The 16,641-nt window shown below is 61.2% G+C and carries 10 protein-coding genes and 1 tRNA gene; 4 read left to right on the forward strand and 7 right to left on the reverse strand.

Annotation, left to right across the window (positions count from 1 at the left end):
• The first annotated feature begins 338 nt into the window (after positions 1 to 338).
• Positions 339 to 2,213, forward strand: a complete 1,875-nt coding sequence (locus GR183_RS08425; RefSeq protein ID WP_160775168.1) for a tetratricopeptide repeat protein — start codon at positions 339 to 341, stop codon at positions 2,211 to 2,213.
• A 266-nt stretch (positions 2,214 to 2,479) separates the two neighbouring features.
• Here the strand turns inward: GR183_RS08425 and GR183_RS08430 are convergent, their stop codons facing one another.
• Positions 2,480 to 2,731: a hypothetical protein gene (locus tag GR183_RS08430; protein WP_160775169.1), complete on the reverse strand. Its 252-nt coding sequence runs from the start codon at positions 2,729 to 2,731 to the stop codon at positions 2,480 to 2,482.
• A 91-nt stretch (positions 2,732 to 2,822) separates the two neighbouring features.
• Positions 2,823 to 2,899 (reverse strand) — tRNA-Arg (locus GR183_RS08435).
• A 456-nt stretch (positions 2,900 to 3,355) separates the two neighbouring features.
• On the opposite strand from GR183_RS08435, the gene GR183_RS08440 reads away from it, so the two are divergent.
• Together GR183_RS08440 and GR183_RS08445 are read left to right on the forward strand one after the other, a co-directional pair.
• Positions 3,356 to 4,090: a thermonuclease family protein gene (locus tag GR183_RS08440; RefSeq protein WP_160775170.1), complete on the forward strand. Its 735-nt coding sequence runs from the start codon at positions 3,356 to 3,358 to the stop codon at positions 4,088 to 4,090.
• A complete protein-coding gene (locus tag GR183_RS08445) occupies positions 4,087 to 5,559 on the forward strand; it encodes a M48 family metalloprotease (RefSeq protein WP_160775171.1) in 1,473 nt (490 codons plus the stop codon). The genes GR183_RS08440 and GR183_RS08445 overlap by 4 nt, the downstream gene beginning before the upstream one ends.
• 79 nt (positions 5,560 to 5,638) lie before the next feature.
• Here the strand turns inward: GR183_RS08445 and GR183_RS08450 are convergent, their stop codons facing one another.
• From GR183_RS08450 to GR183_RS08470, 5 genes are all read right to left on the reverse strand, one after another.
• Positions 5,639 to 6,514 (reverse strand): RNA polymerase factor sigma-32, encoded by an 876-nt coding sequence (locus GR183_RS08450; RefSeq protein WP_160775172.1) that lies wholly within the window; start codon positions 6,512 to 6,514, stop codon positions 5,639 to 5,641.
• A gap of 687 nt (positions 6,515 to 7,201) precedes the next feature.
• Entirely contained in the window at positions 7,202 to 7,801 is a 600-nt protein-coding gene (locus tag GR183_RS08455) for a CarD family transcriptional regulator (protein WP_160775173.1), read from the reverse strand.
• A gap of 390 nt (positions 7,802 to 8,191) precedes the next feature.
• Positions 8,192 to 8,530 carry a ferredoxin FdxA gene (fdxA, locus tag GR183_RS08460; RefSeq protein WP_160775777.1) on the reverse strand — a complete coding sequence of 113 codons (339 nt, stop codon included), beginning with the start codon at positions 8,528 to 8,530 and terminating at the stop codon, positions 8,192 to 8,194.
• Positions 8,531 to 8,812: 282 nt separating this feature from the next.
• Entirely contained in the window at positions 8,813 to 9,202 is a 390-nt protein-coding gene (locus tag GR183_RS08465) for an Hsp15 family ribosome-associated heat shock protein (RefSeq protein ID WP_160775174.1), read from the reverse strand.
• A gap of 12 nt (positions 9,203 to 9,214) precedes the next feature.
• Positions 9,215 to 12,412, reverse strand: a complete 3,198-nt coding sequence (locus GR183_RS08470; RefSeq protein WP_208999793.1) for a helicase-related protein — start codon at positions 12,410 to 12,412, stop codon at positions 9,215 to 9,217.
• Positions 12,413 to 13,173: 761 nt separating this feature from the next.
• Between GR183_RS08470 and pyc the strand changes: the two genes are divergently transcribed.
• Positions 13,174 to 16,617 (forward strand): pyruvate carboxylase, encoded by a 3,444-nt coding sequence (pyc, locus tag GR183_RS08475; RefSeq protein WP_160775175.1) that lies wholly within the window; start codon positions 13,174 to 13,176, stop codon positions 16,615 to 16,617.
• Positions 16,618 to 16,641: the final 24 nt, after the last annotated feature.

Below are 16,641 nucleotides of genomic sequence, written 5' to 3' on the forward strand. Positions count from 1 at the left end.
CCGCAGAAGCAAATGTTTGCTCCAAGCCGGTGTTGGCACCGGCTCTCACACCTGGGTCTCTACACCTTCCGAGATCTTGAGGGCGTCCTCGCATTGCGCCAAGTGGCGTTCAAGGGCGGAATGCGGTCATTCGCTGCAGTGTGACCGAACGGCAGAAACGCGCCAGTCGTGGACGTTTGCAGGGATAAATCGGGACCATCAGCCAAGGATCGACGGGGAGCATTGACGTGGGCGTCGGGCGATGTCTGATATAGCCATACGCGGGTATAACGGCGCTAATTCGTCAGTATAGATTGCTCGCCGATATGGGATTAGCGCACTGAGCGAGGAGTTCGCTCGTGGAACGACGTCTTGCTGCAATTCTGGCGACCGATGTAGTTGGCTACTCGCGTCTCATGGGCGCGGACGAGACCGGCACCTTGGCGGCGCTCAAAGCTCAGCGCACTGAACTGATCGACCCGAAAGTTGCACAGTATAACGGGCGCATCATCAAGCTTATGGGCGACGGCGCTCTGATGGAATTTCCCAGCGTCGTAGATGCCGTGATCTTCGCCACGGAAATGCAGCTGGAGATGCAACAGCGCAACGCTAGTCTCGCCGAGGATCGGCAGATTCATTATCGCATCGGCATAAACATCGGCGATGTCATCGTCGAGGACGATGATATTTTTGGCGATGGGGTCAACATTGCGGCAAGGCTCGAAGGCTTAGCTGAGCCTGGCGGTATCTGCATCGGACGAAATGTACGTAACCAGATTCGCGACAAGGTTGATCTAAACCTCGAGGAACTTGGCGAGGTCGAGGTCAAGAATATCGCCCGTCCGATTCGTGCCTTTCGCGTTCTTCTGGATGAAAAGGCATCGGCACTGTCCACGCCTGTCGTGGCAGTCCCTTCACTGCGGCCACGGAAAATGAAACCCAAAGTCTTAATGATTTTGGGCATGTTAATGGCACTGCTCGGCACTGTAGCTTGGTGGCACTTCGCGAACCCCTCCAGAACGGATAATGCCAATGGAGTGGTGCAACACTCGCCAACTGAAGCAACCTCAATCGCCGTGCTGGCGTTCAAGAACCTGTCTGGTGAAGCCGATCAGGCTTATCTTTCCGATGCGATTGCCGAAGACATCACCACCGAGCTTTCCCGCTTTGGCAATCTGTTCGTGATCTCTCGTGAGTCTGCCTTCTCTTACAGGGACCAGACGAAAACGGCCAGGCAGATCGGGCAAGAACTCGGGGTTCGCTATCTCCTTGAAGGCAGCGTTCAGCTTAGCGGCAGCCACATGCGTGTGACGGTCCAGCTTATCGACACACGTGAACAAAACCACGTTTGGGCCGAGAAATACGACCGGGAGGTCACCGATATCCTGGTCGTGCAAGACGATATCGTTCGTTCGGTGGTTACGGCCCTTGGTGAGAAGATATGGCACGAGGCAGCGGAAAGCCTGCAAAGCAAGCCACTCGAGAGCTTCGAAGCCTACGACTTCAGCCTTCGCGGCTCCGAAGCACTCCACAAACTTACGAAAGACTCAAATCAGGAGGCGCGCCGCCTTTACAAGAAAGCGCTGGAACTCGATCCCGGATTGCCGGACGCTCATCTGGGCCTCGCCTGGACCTACTATCTCGACTACGACGCTCAATGGTCCGATACGGGAACCGAGGCCCTCGATCAGGCCTACCGCTACGCGCAGATAGCCAATGATGAAGGGGCTCCAGGTTACGAGATCCATCGCCTCTTCGGACAAATCAGTGCGGCGCGCGGTGACCATGAGAAGGCCCTTCAACATATAGCTCGAGCCATAGAACTGAATCCCAACGACGGGGACTTGCTAGCCACCCGGGCAATGCTTCTGAGGGACGATGGCCAGCTTGAGGAGGCGCACAAGTGGATTGAGGATGCGATACGCCGCAATCCCCATCATCCGGACTGGTACGGCTCAGTCTTGTCGGCAATTCATTACATGGAAAAGGATTACGAAGGGGCTGTGTCGATCCTGAACAGGGCGAAGTCGCTCGCCATCTGGGACCACCTGATTTTGGCTGCGAGCCATGCTCGGTTGGGTGAGGTCAAGAAAGCGCAGCAGCATGCAAGCGAGGTCCTGACGATCAATCCCGGTTTTTCCATTGCTCGGATCACCCCAAGAATTGAGTATCGCAGACATGAAGACAGGCAGCATTATCTGGAGGGCCTGCGCAAAGCGGGTCTGCCAGAATAGATCCAATTTCCGCTATGGGTCAGAAGCGGTTGTTCGAGGTTTTTGCAAAAAAGGCAGCTTTGGGCCGTATTCGGACATGGCTCCCGATCTGTTCAATAGTCGTTTCCTAATGCGAAGCCGGCATGGATAGCTCACGTGTCGGCGTCTGCTTGGATCCAAGAAACTGACATTCCGCTGCCCTGATTCACGTCCGGTCCTGATGGTGCACGGGACAATGCGTCCACCGCATTCTCGACTTTTTCTCAATCTCGGGCGGGTGGCTGTAGTCAACGACGAAAGACGCTTCGAAGCAATTGCTGCCGGTTTGAATTCGGAGAAACGCTAATCGCTTGGTCCCATTCGAATGCCGCGGCCAGGTTCAAGCCGGGTGGAATATCAACCAAGTGGCGTCCTGCTGCCGGCTCCAAACGGAGGGCGATCCTGCGTGCCGCCAACTTCTTTCCTTCGTGAAATCCGTCGTGTTGCGGCTTTGGCTTCGCGCCTGTGAAGCGAAATTCCAGCACATCAATGAGTCGCATCTGGTAGTCGCAAGTTGGACTCCGCCAGGACGCCATTTGGACGCTGGAATCAAGATTCGCAGATCGAAAATTTTTAAATATTTGATTTTGTTGGTGACCCCGGCAGGATTCGAACCTGCGACCCTCAGATTAGGAATCTGATGCTCTATCCTGCTGAGCTACGGGGCCGTTGAATGATCCTTAAATGCCCGATCGCTCGCCGGCTGTCCAGTATCGTATCGCGACTCGAGGCGGAAGCCCGTATCCTGCTTCATTGGGCGGCGGCACGCCTCGGCATCGGCGAATTTATTGGATGGTGAAGGAGCGTTCGTGCATTTTTCGCCCTGTTGAAAGCAGTGTTTGCGTATGTTGCCTCGCTGGCGCCACCATCGGTGACGATATGTGGCAGGGGAATCAGGCATCGCACGGATGGCCTGTCGCATCGCATTAGCACGTTCTAGTGGCTGGAAGCCGGAACCCGGCATCCGCCAGAGTTGCGAATTTGCTGTCGGTGGGGCCTGGCGCAGGGGTGGAATGATAGCGAAGAAGGCGGCGATACGGGGCAAGGCGCGGGGCCCCACTGGCGGGCCGGGGTTTTTGATAGGTGTTTTTGCAGGCGCGTTGCTTGCCTCTGGGGTCCAATGCGTGGCGGAAAGCGCCCTGGCGCTGCCGGATGCTTGCCTGAACCCGAATGAAAGCGGCCGTGAAATCGGTATGGCGTCCATGATTCCGGCTGGTGGGGTTCTGGCCGGCAACGGCGATACCTATCTCCAGACGGACGTCCTGGCTGGAAAGCGGCTTCTACGAGCGGATATTCCCCGGGGGAATGAATTCGCGCCCTATATGTTTTATTCAAAGGCGAAACATGAGGACCGGTGGGAGCGGAGGCTGGGAGATCTTGTGGCGCTTGAAAGCGGTGTATGGCTTGCGGCGGAGCTTGTTTCGTCCGGGCGGGCGCTTGTCGATCCGCAACATTCCACGGTGGACTGTCTGGAGCCGCTTTTGGCGCTGGAGGCGAAGGCTCGCGCGGCGCGTGAAGGGCTTTGGCAGAATTTTACCGTTCTTTCCGCTGGTGATCCGGAGGAGATTTCTCGCGTTGCGGGGCATTTCGCCGTGGTGGAGGGGCGCGTGCGGTCGGTTGGGCATACCCGAAGGACACACTATTTGAATTTCGGCTATCGCTGGTCTCGTGACTTCACGGCGACCATTGATGTCGGACGTGAAACGGCGTTTGATGCCGCCGGCGTCGATATCTCCGCTCTGGAAGGACGGTGGGTGCGGCTGCGCGGTTTCGTCGCGCTCGATCGGGGGCCATTGCTTGTCCTCAGCCATCCGGCTCAATTGGAACAACTGACATCGGGATCCGGCGTCGGCAAATGACAGGTAAGACATTCAATTATCGCCGAAAAGGCTGGTTCAGGGCGCTTGCGTCGCTGGGCCTTGCCGTTCTTCTCGGCGCTTGCCAGCTGACGGGTTCCGGTTCCCAGTTGGGTGCGGGGCGGCCCGGATCCCTGCGCCCGGGCGCGGCTGCGGAGATGGGCGCGCGCGAGCATCCGCGCGTCGTTGCCACTTACGGCGGCGTTTACGAGGACAGGGGGGCTGAGCGCGCCGTCGCCCAGGTCGTTGGCCGGCTGGTTGAAGCCTCGGACGATCCCTCGCGCACCTATCGGGTGACGATCCTCAATTCGCCCGCGGTAAACGCATTTGCGCTGCCGGGGGGGTATCTCTACGTCACGCGCGGGCTTTTGGCGCTTGCCAACGACACGTCGGAAGTGGCCGCCGTCCTTGCCCACGAAATGGCGCATGTGACGGCGAACCACGCGATCGAGCGCCAGCAGCGCGCCGAAGCCACGGAGCTTGCCTCGCGCGTGCTGGTGAACGTGGTGCGAAATCCCGATCAGGCCCGTGCCGCGCTGGTCTCATCGCAGCTTTCCTTCGCGCGGTTTTCCCAGGTGCAGGAGTTGAAGGCGGATGCAATCGGCGTGCGCACCCTGTCGCGCGCGGGATACGATCCCTTTGCCGCCGCCCGTTTCCTGAAGGCGATGGCAAGCTACTCCAACTTCCTGAATGCGCAGGGAGATACGTCGACGGCGCCTGATTTTCTGTCCTCGCACCCGTCCACGCCGGAGCGTGTGACGCTTGCCGTGCGCGAGGCGCGCCAGATCGGCGCTCCCGGCATCGGCGAACGTGACCGCGAGGCGTATCTCACGAAAATCGACGGCATGCTCTACGGCGACGATCCGCTGGAGGGCTTCATTCGCGGGCGTTCGTTCCTTCACAAGGCGCTGGGCATCGGCTTCACGGTGCCGAAGGGGTATATCCTTGAAAATTCTCCGGAAGCTGTCCTGGCGAGCAACCCGGACGGTACGGCCGTTCGTTTCGACGGCGCGGACCTTACGGATTTCGATTCCCTGGAAGCCTATATGCGCAGCGGCTGGATCAACGGACTGATCGCCGACAGCGTGCGTTCCGATACGATCAACGGCCTGCCCGCGGTCACGGCGTCCGCGCTCACCGACGGCTGGTCCTTCAGGATCGCCGTTATCCGCATCGGCCGTACGGGATATCGCTTCATTTTCGCGACGCGCAACCCTACGGACCCATTCGTGCGCGCCTATGAGGAAACGGTTCAAAGCTTCCGGCAGCTCACGCCGACCGAGCGTGCGCGCCTGCAGCCGCTTCGCATCAGGATCGTGCGCGCAAGGCCCGGCGACACGCCTGAGCGCCTTGCCGTGGCCATGAGCGGGATAGAGCCGAGCCGCCGCCTCGAGCTTTTCACCGTGCTCAACCAGCTCGAGCCTGGCCGTCCCATCGAGGCGGGCACGCCGTTGAAGGCGGTTATCGACTGAAGGGTCGCCGGCCGTGCAACAAAAAATCCCGGAGGCGGACCCCCGGGATTTTCCTTGATTTTCGACGTTTTCCCGTATGTCAGCCGGAATAGGCGATCTTGTCCGGCTGCGCCTTGAGCAGGGCGTCCTTCAGCTTCTCCAGCGCCCGGTTCTCGATCTGGCGCACGCGCTCCTTGGAGATGCCAAGCTTCTGGCCGAGAGCCTCAAGCGTGGCGCCATCCTCCGAAAGCCGGCGCTCGCGCACGATCTTCAATTCTCGCTCGCTCAGGACGCCGAGCGCGGTCTGCAGCCATTTCGATCGCCGCTCCGTGTCTATCGCATTGCCGACCGTTTCCTCCGGAAGCGGATCCTCGGAGACCAGGAAGTCCTGCCGGTCGGCACTTTGCCCGTCGGATTCCATGACCGGTGCGTTGAGGGAGGTGTCGGGTCCCGACAGGCGCGCGCTCATCAAAGCCACGTCGCCGACCTTGACACCCACCGCGTCGGCGATCTGCGTGTGGATTTCGTCTTCGGAAAGCTGCGAGGTACCGCGTGAAAGGCGCGCTCGCAGCCTGCGAAGGTTGAAAAACAGCGCCTTTTGCGTCGATGAGGTTCCGCCGCGCACGATGGACCAGTTGCGCAGGATGTAGTCCTGGATCGATGCGCGGATCCACCATGTCGCATAGGTGGAAAAGCGCACTTCCCGTTCCGGTTCGAAGCGCGATGCCGCCTCCAGCAGGCCGACATGGCCTTCCTGGATGAGATCGCCCATCGAAAGTCCGAAATTCCGGTATTTGGCCGCAACCGCGATCACCAGCCGCATATGGGCGAGTGACAGCCGGTCGAGCGCAGCCTGATCGCCTTCGTCGCGCCATTTTAGCGCAAGCTCGTGTTCCTCCTCTCGGGAGAGGTAGGGCGCGTTCATCGCCGCCTTGACGAGTTGCCTTCGGCTTCCTTGTATACGTGTTGAACTCATAACCGCCTCCTGGCCCTCGTTCGGGCACCCGTTGTGGCCGGTGTCTGGTCGTCTTACGCGGTCTCCGGTTTCCTGGATCAGGCGCCGGGCGGGAGGAAGGCACGCATGCGGCGTGATGAAGTCCCGGTCGCCGATCCGCAGGCCGATATTCTCACCCGGTCGACCGCGAAGTTTTCCATTGTCAAATGATGCGTCTCGTAGGGGATCAGCTCAAAGACAATTTTTTGTGCGATATCATCAGCGTTTCTTATCGAACGTATTTATCGCGGTCTGAGCTGTGACGCTTAATTCCGTTTCGGAAAAAATATTACAAAATATAGCATTAATAGCGTTATCTGTCCATAAAATTTGATTGTCAGCTTCGTCAGGTAGAATGAATACGAAGCCGTAAGTGGTGTGATAATTTTTGTTCTTCCGGATATTTATATTGCGTATCCGTAAAAATGTATAAGGCTGCTTTTGGAGTTTTCGAAACTCTGAACTTCGTCTTCGATCAGGGTGAATGAAATGTCCGGCGATCGAGAGATTCTCGATTGCGCCGGTATGGCGCCGCTTTTCGTGATCGGGCGGAATGTCAAAATGCCGCTTTCGCATCACGATCACTGCTGCGGCTGCGCGGGAGAAACGAAAAGCCCGGCGGAGGGCCGGGCTTTTCTGAAAGATATCTGGAGAACTCGCGGGAATGCCTCAGGCGGCTTCTTCCTGGGTGTCCTCGTCGTCCTCGCTGTCCGTTTCCGCGGCGGCGGCGGCCGCTGCGGCCTTGCGGCTCTCGGACTTGGCCAGGTTCTGCTCGATCTGGCGCACCGCTTCCGTCTCGGAAGTCTTGTTGACGGCGGCGATTTCGCGCGACATGCGGTCGAGCGCGGCCTCATAGAGCTGGCGCTCGGAATAGGATTGCTCGGGCTGGCTTTCGGACCGGTAGAGGTCGCGCACCACTTCGGCAATGGCGATAAGGTCGCCCGAATTGATCTTCGCCTCGTATTCCTGTGCGCGGCGGCTCCACATGGTGCGCTTTACGCGCGGGCGCCCGCGTACGGTTTCCAGCGCTTTTTTCACTGCGGCTGCATCGGAAAGCTTGCGCATGCCGACGGAAGGGATCTTCGCCACGGGGACGCGCAGCGTCATCTTGTCCTGCTCGAAGCTGATCACCAGCAGTTCGAGGGAGAAGCCTGCCACGTTCTGTTCTTCGATTGCCGTAATCTGCCCGACGCCATGGGCCGGATAAACGATATGTTCGCCTGTTTTGAAACCTTGTCGCTGCGCGGCCTTCTTAGCGGTCGTTGCCATATGGTTTTGTCACTCCTGCGCAGTTGCCGGCCGACGTCGGCCGATAGGAGAGCCGTCGTCGTTGCGATGGCGCCCCGAAGGATGAAGACACGCGTTTATCCCGATCGGCAGGTGGGCTTGCCGCGAAGGATACGCGTTTTACGATTAACAGCCGATATATGCTCCGTGCCTCGACAGTCCTGGGGATTTTACGGTCCTAGCCGCCTTCGCAACCGGTTTACGGATTGCGATCATAAAAAAACCTCCGTTGGGAGGGGTTCGGATTCCATCGACTGTAGTGATTATATAGCACAAAAAATTGTGGAATTCAAAGTCTTCGTCAAAATGAGGACGCCGAATCGCCTGCGACGATTCGGCGCTCAAAGGGTGACGTAAGGGAATATAAGCCGGTCAGTCGCCCGTGCCCGGCTCGGCCGAAAAATACTGTTCGTACTTGTTTTCCTTGCCGTCGAAATCCTTCGCATCCGCCGGAGGGTCCTTCTTCACGGTGATGTTCGGCCACTCGGCGGCATATTTCGTATTGATCTCCAGCCAGCTTTCCAGGCCCGGTTCCGTATCGGGCTTGATCGCCTCCGCCGGGCATTCCGGCTCGCATACGCCGCAGTCGATGCATTCGTCCGGGTGGATGACCAGCATGTTCTCGCCCTCGTAGAAACAATCCACGGGGCAGACCTCGACGCAGTCGGTGTATTTGCACTTTATGCAATTGTCGGTGACGATGTAGGTCATCGCGTTCCTCTCGTACACGCCACGCCTCGAAGGCACGAAGGCGTGCGTCCAAGGTTGGCCCGGAACAGGTGGGCCTTGTGCGGCTATTCCGCGCGGGCCGTTCCTGTCACGTAATTTATTGCCGATCTCGCCTTCAGCAAGCCGGTGAGAAGGGGCTCGGCGTCACGGTTGTTCGTCGGGCGATTGGGTAGCGCCTTTGCGCCGCTCCCGCAAGGCCGCTCGAAGCGAGATTTTCCGTCCTTGAAATGAATTATTTCCAAGATGCGGGCAAGAATCGGAATTTCAGTCTTCCGAACGGCGAAACGCGTCGATCTGGCGGCGTTCCTTCTTCGTCGGCCGGCCAGCGCCGGCTTCCCGCCGTCCGTCATCGGGCATGGCCCGGACGGCGCGCTCCGGCTTCGGCGGCGAAAGGTCCTCGTACAAAAGCCGGGCCTCGCTCGCGGGCCCGCGCCGCGCGCCGATCGCGAGAATTTTCAGGACGAGCACACGCCGCTCCAGCACGACGGTCAGCACATCGCCGATCTTCACGGTCTTGCTGGCCGCGTCCACTTTTTCGCGGTTGAGCCGGACATGGCCCGAAACGGCAAGCTTCTGGGCGAGGCTGCGCGACTTGGTCACGCGCGCATGCCAGAGCCACTTGTCGATGCGCTGCGCTGTCGCAGGCTCGCTCACCGCGCACCCCCGTCAGGATTTGTCGGAACCGCCCTTTTCCAGATTGGCCTTGAGCGCCGCCAGGGCCGCGAATGGCGAATCCGGGTCGGCGCGCTTTTCCCTGGGCGGGGCGGACTTGCGCTGCCCGGTGTGGGGCTTGCCCGATCCTTTCCCCGGCCCTTGTCCGGGTCCGTTTCGCCCGCCCTTGCCCCGGCGCGGGCCCTTGGCATTGCGGCTTTCGCGAAGGCCTTCGCCATTGCCCTCACGCGCGCCGTCCTCGCCGCGGCGACCCGCCTGGCGGTTGTTATCCTGGCGGTTGCTTTCCTGGCGGTTTCGGGGGCGCCGGTCTCCGCGTCCGGGCCGCCAGACCTCCACCGTCACGGTCTCCATGGCCACGTCCTCACCGCCCCTACTCTCGCCCTCGGCGGGAGCGGCTTCGGCCGTTGCCTCATCGGCAGCAGGTGCTTCGGCTGTCGCCTCGGCTTCGGGCGCTTCTGCGGGGGCGTCGGCTGTCGCAGGCGTTTCCTCTGCTTGCGGCGTTGCGGCATCCGCTGTGTCTTCAGCGGTCGCTTCCGCCACGGTCGCCTCTTCTGGCGCCGCTTCGGCCTGTGTTTCCCCGGCTGCCTCCAAGGGCGTGGCTTCCGTTTCAGCGCCTGTTTTTGCGGGTTCCGCGTCCTGCGCCCCGGCTTCGGCGCTGTTTTTTGCTGCCGCAGCCGTTTCGCCGTTCGCGGTCTCCTCGTCCTTCACCTTCGCCGGGCGCGTTATTTCGCGCGGGTTTGAGCGGTAGCCGAGCGACTTGAGCACGGCGGCGAAATCCTCGCCCGCGCAGCCCAGGAGCGACGTCATGGCCACCGTCACGGTAAAGCCGCCGCCTTCGGCGACCGCACCCTCCGGCGGCTCGACGGTCTTGTCGATCGGCTTCCACGCGATCAACGGGCGAATGAGATCGGCCAACCGCTCCAGGATGTCGATGCGCACGGCTCTCGGCCCGCAGACGCGGAAACCGACGACCCTGTAGAGATCGCGCGAAATTTCGGGATCCACCGGGATCGACGTGCGCCCGGAGGCCGAAAGCTGCGGCAGTTCGTTGAGGCCGGGCATCTCCGGCTCGCCGTGCTTGAGCGCCCAGAGCTGGGCAATAAGCTGGCTCGGCGCAGGCTTCAGCAGGGCGGGCACGTAAATGTGATAGGCGCCGAAGCGCACGCCAAGCTTGCGCATGGAGGCGCGCGCGCCCTGGTCGAGCTGGCGTATGTCCTCCGCCACATCCTGGCGCTCCAGGATGCCGAGGCCCTCGACGAGGCGGAAGGCGATGCCGCGCGCGAGCCCTTCCAGCCCTTCGGCGGCTTCAAGGTCGTTGAGCGGCTTCAGCAGCGTGCCGACATGCGCCTTGATCCATAGCGAAACCCGCTCCTGCACCTTGTCGCGTGTCGGGCCAGTCAGCGTTTCGTCCGCAAGGACGACGAAGCCGGGCGCAAGCACCGTTTCGCCCGCGATCAGCCGCGCGACGATTTCGCCCTGCCAGCGGATCGTTCCGTCGGTGGAAAGCGCGAATTCCTCGTTCGGCGCCTTGGAGAGCTTTTCCGCGCGCCGCTCTATCTCGCTCACCAGCGCCTTTTGCGCCGCCGCACGCACGGCCTTGCCGTCGGGTCCTTCGGCTGCGGCGTCGGGCGCAAAGCGGAAGCCCTGCAACTGGCCGATATGCTGACCCTCGACAAGCACGTCGCCGGTCTGGTTGATCTCCGTTTCGAGCATCGCGTTTTCTCTCAAACGTCGCATCAATACGCTGGTTCGCCTGTCCACGAAACGCTGCGTCAGCTTTTCGTGCAGGGCATCGGATAGACGGTCTTCTATGCCACGCGTGACGCCTTGCCAATATGCCGGATCGCTTAGCCAGTCCGCGCGGTTGGCCACGAAGGTCCATGTGCGGATGTGGGCGATCCGGTTCGCAAGCGTGTCGATGTCCCCGTCGATCCGGTCGGCGAAGGAAACCTGCGCCCCGAACCAGTCGTCGGGAATGACACCGTTCTGCGTTATATAACCGTAAAGGGAGGCGATCAGTTCCGCGTGGTTGGCCGGCGCGATCTTGCGGTAGTCCGGCACCTGGCAGACGTCCCACAGGAGTTCGATCCGCTCTCGCGAGGTGGCGATGCGGCGAATGTCGGGGTCGCGCGCGGCATGTTCCAGCGCCACCTGATCTTCCGCGGGCGGCGCTTTTGCAAGGCCTTCTTCGCCCGGCGGCTGTTCCAGGGTGCGGATCAGCCGGTCAAGCGAGGTGAAGTCGAGCTGCGGATTTCGCCACTGCAGCACTTTCAGCGCGTCGAAGCGGTGGCATTCCAGCGCATCGACAAGCTCGTCGTCGAGCGGGTCGACACGCCCCGTCACGCCAAAGGTGCCGTCGCTCGTATGGCGGCCCGCGCGGCCGGCGATCTGGCCCATCTCGGAGCGCGTGAGCTGGCGGTATTGATAGCCGTCGAACTTGCGGTTTCCGGCGAATGCGATGTGATCGACATCGAGGTTGAGACCCATGCCGATGGCGTCGGTCGCGACCAGGTGTTCCACGTCGCCGTTCTGGAAAAGCTCGACCTGCGCATTTCGGGTTCTTGGGCTCAACGAGCCGAGCACGACGGCGGCCCCGCCGCGCTGGCGGCGGATAAGCTCGGCGATCGCATAGACCTCGCTCGCCGAAAAGGCGACCGCGGCGGAGCGTCTGGGCAGTCGCGTGATCTTCTTGGAGCCCGCATAGGTCAGCACCGACATGCGCGGGCGCGTGACGACGTTGATGCCGGGAATGAGCTTTTCAAGCAGCGGGCGCACCGTCGCAGCACCCAGAAGCAGCGTTTCCGAACGACCGCGCAGGTTGAGGATGCGGTCGGTGAAGATGTGGCCGCGCTCGAGGTCGCCGGCAAGCTGGACCTCGTCGATGGCGACGAATTCCGTATCGAGATCGAGCGGCATGGCTTCCACGGTGGAAACCCAGAAACGCGGCGTCGGCGGGACGATCTTTTCCTCGCCCGTGATCAGCGCGACGGCGTCCGCGCCCGCGCGTTGCACCAGCCTGCCGAACACTTCGCGCGCCAGCAGGCGAAGCGGCAGGCCGATCAGGCCCGACGGCTGCGCGATCATGCGTTCGATCGCCAGATGCGTCTTGCCCGTGTTCGTCGGCCCTAGAACGGCGGTAACGGTGCGGGCGCGCGCGGCCGGCGGAAGCGGCGAATATCCTGTCTGAAACATTTTTGGGCTGGTGACGTCTTGGCCTGTCGCTCGTGCTTGCGTTCCGGCTGAAATCGCGCGGGGAAATTTCCGTACCGGTTTCCTAGCATAGACGCTTTACCCGTGTCGCGCCCCTTTTTGCTGCAAGTCGCATTCGTTGGTTTCCGATTCGTTTAGTGGGGTTCAACTCTTGCGCTGCGCGTTTCCCGCAAATTTCGGCATCGTTGTTTTTGCGGGCAGCCCATGCCCGCATTGCGCGAATCGATCTCGCGAGACTCGTAAAAAGAACGAGTCTGGAACAAAAGCCGACCGAATCGCTGACTCCGGAAGATTCCCTTTTCGTTCCCTACGAAATCTTGTGTGTGGCGAGCGACTCGGGGCGAAATCGTGAATCCGCTCAGAATCTTAGCGGAAATTTCCAAGCGGAGCGGATTCGTCGCGGAGTCCGGTCAAGTGCAAATTTCAAGTTAATTGATTCGCTAAATTTGACAGTGAGTTGTTAACGATTGGGAAGAATGCGGAACATCTGCCGTACGAATCACTGACCGGCGAATGTTCCGGTTTTGGTTCGCCGATAAATTGTGGGCCGCTCGTCCGCACATACGAGATCTGGATGGCTGGCGGCGCGAGAGAACATGCCGCTGCCAAGCCGGCCAAAGGAAGTTGTCTCGTTTTCGCACGATTTTTTGCTTCGCAACAAAAATTGTGCGCCGCTTCCCAAAAGACCTATCCTTTAGTAGAAGGTCCGCGACGTTATTTTTGCTCGCCTGGGGAGGATGCCATTGGCCATTCGCAAGATTCTCGTCGCCAACCGGTCTGAAATCGCCATTCGCGTGTTCCGCGCGGCAAACGAGCTCGGCATGCGGACGGTTGCCGTCTTCGCTGAGCAGGACAAGCTGGCGCTGCATCGTTTCAAGGCGGACGAGGCCTATCAGATCGGTGCGGGGCTGGGGCCGATCGAGGCTTATCTTTCCATCGACGAGATCATGCGGGTCGCACGGGCGTCGGGTGCGGATGCCATCCACCCGGGTTACGGGCTGCTGTCGGAAAGTCCGGAATTCGTCGAGGCTTGCGAGGAAAACGGCATCGTCTTCATCGGGCCGAGGCCTGAGACCATGCGCGCGCTGGGCAACAAGGTCTCGGCGCGCAACATCGCGCTCGATGCCGGCGTGCCGGTCATGCCGGCGACGGAGCCATTGCCCGATGACATGGAGACGGTGAAAAAGCTCGCCGCCGGTATCGGCTATCCCGTCATGCTCAAGGCGTCCTGGGGCGGCGGCGGGCGCGGCATGCGCGTCATCCGTGACGAGAAGGAGCTTGCCCGCGACGTGACGGCGGCGAAGCGCGAGGCCAAGGCCGCCTTCGGCAAGGACGAGGTCTATCTGGAAAAGCTCGTGGAGCGCGCGCGTCACGTCGAAGTGCAGATCCTGGGCGATCGCCACGGCAATCTCGTTCATCTGTTCGAGCGTGACTGCTCCATCCAGCGCCGCCATCAAAAGGTCGTTGAGCGTGCGCCCGCACCCTATCTCGATGGCGCCAAGCGCGAGGAGCTTTGCGGATACGGGCTGAAGATCGGCAAGGCGGTGGATTACGTCGGCGCAGGCACCGTCGAGTTCCTGATGGATGCCGATACGGGCAAGGTCTACTTCATCGAGGTGAACCCGCGCATCCAGGTCGAGCATACGGTCACGGAGGAAGTGACGGGCATCGACATCGTCAAGGCGCAGATCCGCGTCGCCTCCGGCGCGATCATCGGCGATCCGGGCTCCGGCATTCCAGCCCAAGGCGATATCAGGCTGAACGGCCACGCGCTCCAGTGCCGCATCACGACGGAAGATCCGGAGCAGAATTTCATTCCCGACTATGGCCGCATCACCGCCTACAGGGGCGCGACCGGCTTCGGTATTCGTCTTGACGGCGGAACGGCTTATTCGGGCGCGGTGATCACCCGCTTTTACGATCCGCTGCTTGAAAAGGTGACCGCTTGGGCGCCGACGGCGGAAGAGGCCGCACAGCGCATGGACCGTGCGTTGCGCGAGTTCCGCATCCGCGGTGTCGCCACCAACCTCGTTTTCCTTGAGAACATCATCGGCCATCCGGATTTCCGGGCGAACAACTACACCACCCGCTTCATCGACGAAACGCCTGCGCTTTTCGAGCAGGTTCGCCGCAAGGACCGGGCGACGAAGCTTCTGACCTATATCGCCGACGTCACGGTGAACGGCCATCCCGAAACGCGCGACCGCCCCCGTCCGCTGGCAGAGGCCGCCGCACCGCAGGTTCCGCGTTACGATATGAGGCCGGCCAAGGGCACGCGCCAGCTTCTCGACGAGCTGGGGCCGGAAGGTTTCGCGAACTGGATGAAGGGCGAAAAGCGTGCGCTCGTCACCGACACGACAATGCGCGACAGCCATCAGTCGCTGCTCGCCACCCGCATGCGCACCTTCGACATCGCCAGAATCGCGGATGCCTACGCCTCCGCCCTGCCGCAGCTTTTCTCGCTGGAATGCTGGGGCGGCGCGACATTCGACGTCGCCATGCGCTTCCTCACCGAAGACCCGTGGGAGCGTTTGCGTCTCATCCGCGAAAAGGTGCCGAACGTTCTTTTGCAAATGCTGCTGCGCGGGGCGAACGGCGTCGGCTACACGAATTATCCCGATAACGTGGTGAAGTTCTTCGTTGCCCAGGCCGCGCAAAACGGCGTCGATCTCTTCCGCGTGTTCGACTGTCTCAACTGGGTGGAGAACATGCGCGTGTCGATGGATGCGGTGCGCGAGGCGGACAAGCTCTGCGAGGGCGTGCTCTGTTACACGGGCGATATCCTCGACAGCGCGCGCCCGAAATACGATCTGCGCTATTTCGTATCGCTCGCCAAGGATCTGGAAAAGGCCGGCGCGCATATCCTGGGCGTCAAGGATATGGCGGGCCTGTTGAAGCCGCAGGCCGCCCGCGTCCTCTTCAAGGCGCTTAAGGAGGAGGTTGGCATTCCGATCCACTTCCACACGCATGACACCTCGGGGATAGCGGCGGCGACCGTGCTTGCGGCGGTCGAATCCGGCGTCGACGCGGTGGATGCGGCGATGGATGCGCTGTCGGGCATGACCTCGCAGCCGTGCCTTGGCTCCATCGTCGAGGCCCTTCGCGGAACCGACCGCGACACCGGGCTCGATCCGAAGGCGATCCGCGAGATTTCCTTTTACTGGGAGGCGGTGCGAAACCAGTACCGCGCCTTCGAAAGCGACCTCAAGTCCGGTGCTTCGGAGGTCTACCTGCATGAGATGCCGGGTGGCCAGTTCACGAACCTGAAGGAGCAGGCCCGTTCGCTCGGCCTTGAGACCCGCTGGCATGACGTGGCCCAGGCCTATCACGACGCCAACCTCATGTTCGGCGATATCGTCAAGGTCACGCCGTCGTCCAAGGTCGTCGGCGACATGGCGCTGATGATGGTGAGCCAGGGCCTTACGCCCGATGATGTCCTCGATCCGAAGAAGGATGTCGCCTTCCCCGACAGCGTCGTGCAGTTGATGCGCGGCGATCTCGGCCAGTCGCCGGGCGGATGGCCGCAAGACATTCAGAAGAAAGTCCTGAAAGGCGAAAAGCCGATCACCGTTCGTCCCGGTTCGCTCCTGAAGGACGACGATCTGGAGGCGCGCCGCAAGGAGGCCGCCGACAAGACGGGCGGCGAAATCGGCGATGCCGCCCTTGCCTCCTACCTCATGTACCCCAAGGTCTTCACGGATTTCATGAAGGCGCAGGAGACCTACGGTCCGACGTCCGTCCTGCCGACGCCGGTCTATTTCTACGGGCTTGAGGCGGGAGAGGAGATCCTGGTCGATCTCGAACCGGGAAAAACGCTTGTGGTTCGCTGTCAGGCAATCGGCGAAACCGACGAGAAAGGCCAGGTGAAGGTCTTCTTCGAGCTGAACGGCCAGCCGCGCAATGTCAAGGTGCCGGACCGCGCGCATGGTGCTGATGCGGCGGCTGCCCGGCGCAAGGCGGAGGACGGCAATCCCGCCCACATCGGCGCGCCCATGCCGGGCGTTATCTCCACGGTCGCCATCAAGCCGGGGCAGGAGATCAAGGCGGGCGACGTTCTCGTCTCCATCGAGGCGATGAAGATGGAAACCGCCCTTCACGCGGAAAAGGACGGCAAGGTCTCGGAAGTCCTTGTCGAGCCGGGCGCGCAGATCGACGCCAAGGATCTTCTGGTCGTTATCGAGGGCTAAAATGCTGGGGATGCGGGCGCTCGT

This window comes from Stappia sediminis (assembly GCF_009826895.1).
Classification (GTDB): Bacteria; Pseudomonadota; Alphaproteobacteria; order Rhizobiales; family Stappiaceae; genus Hongsoonwoonella; species Hongsoonwoonella sediminis.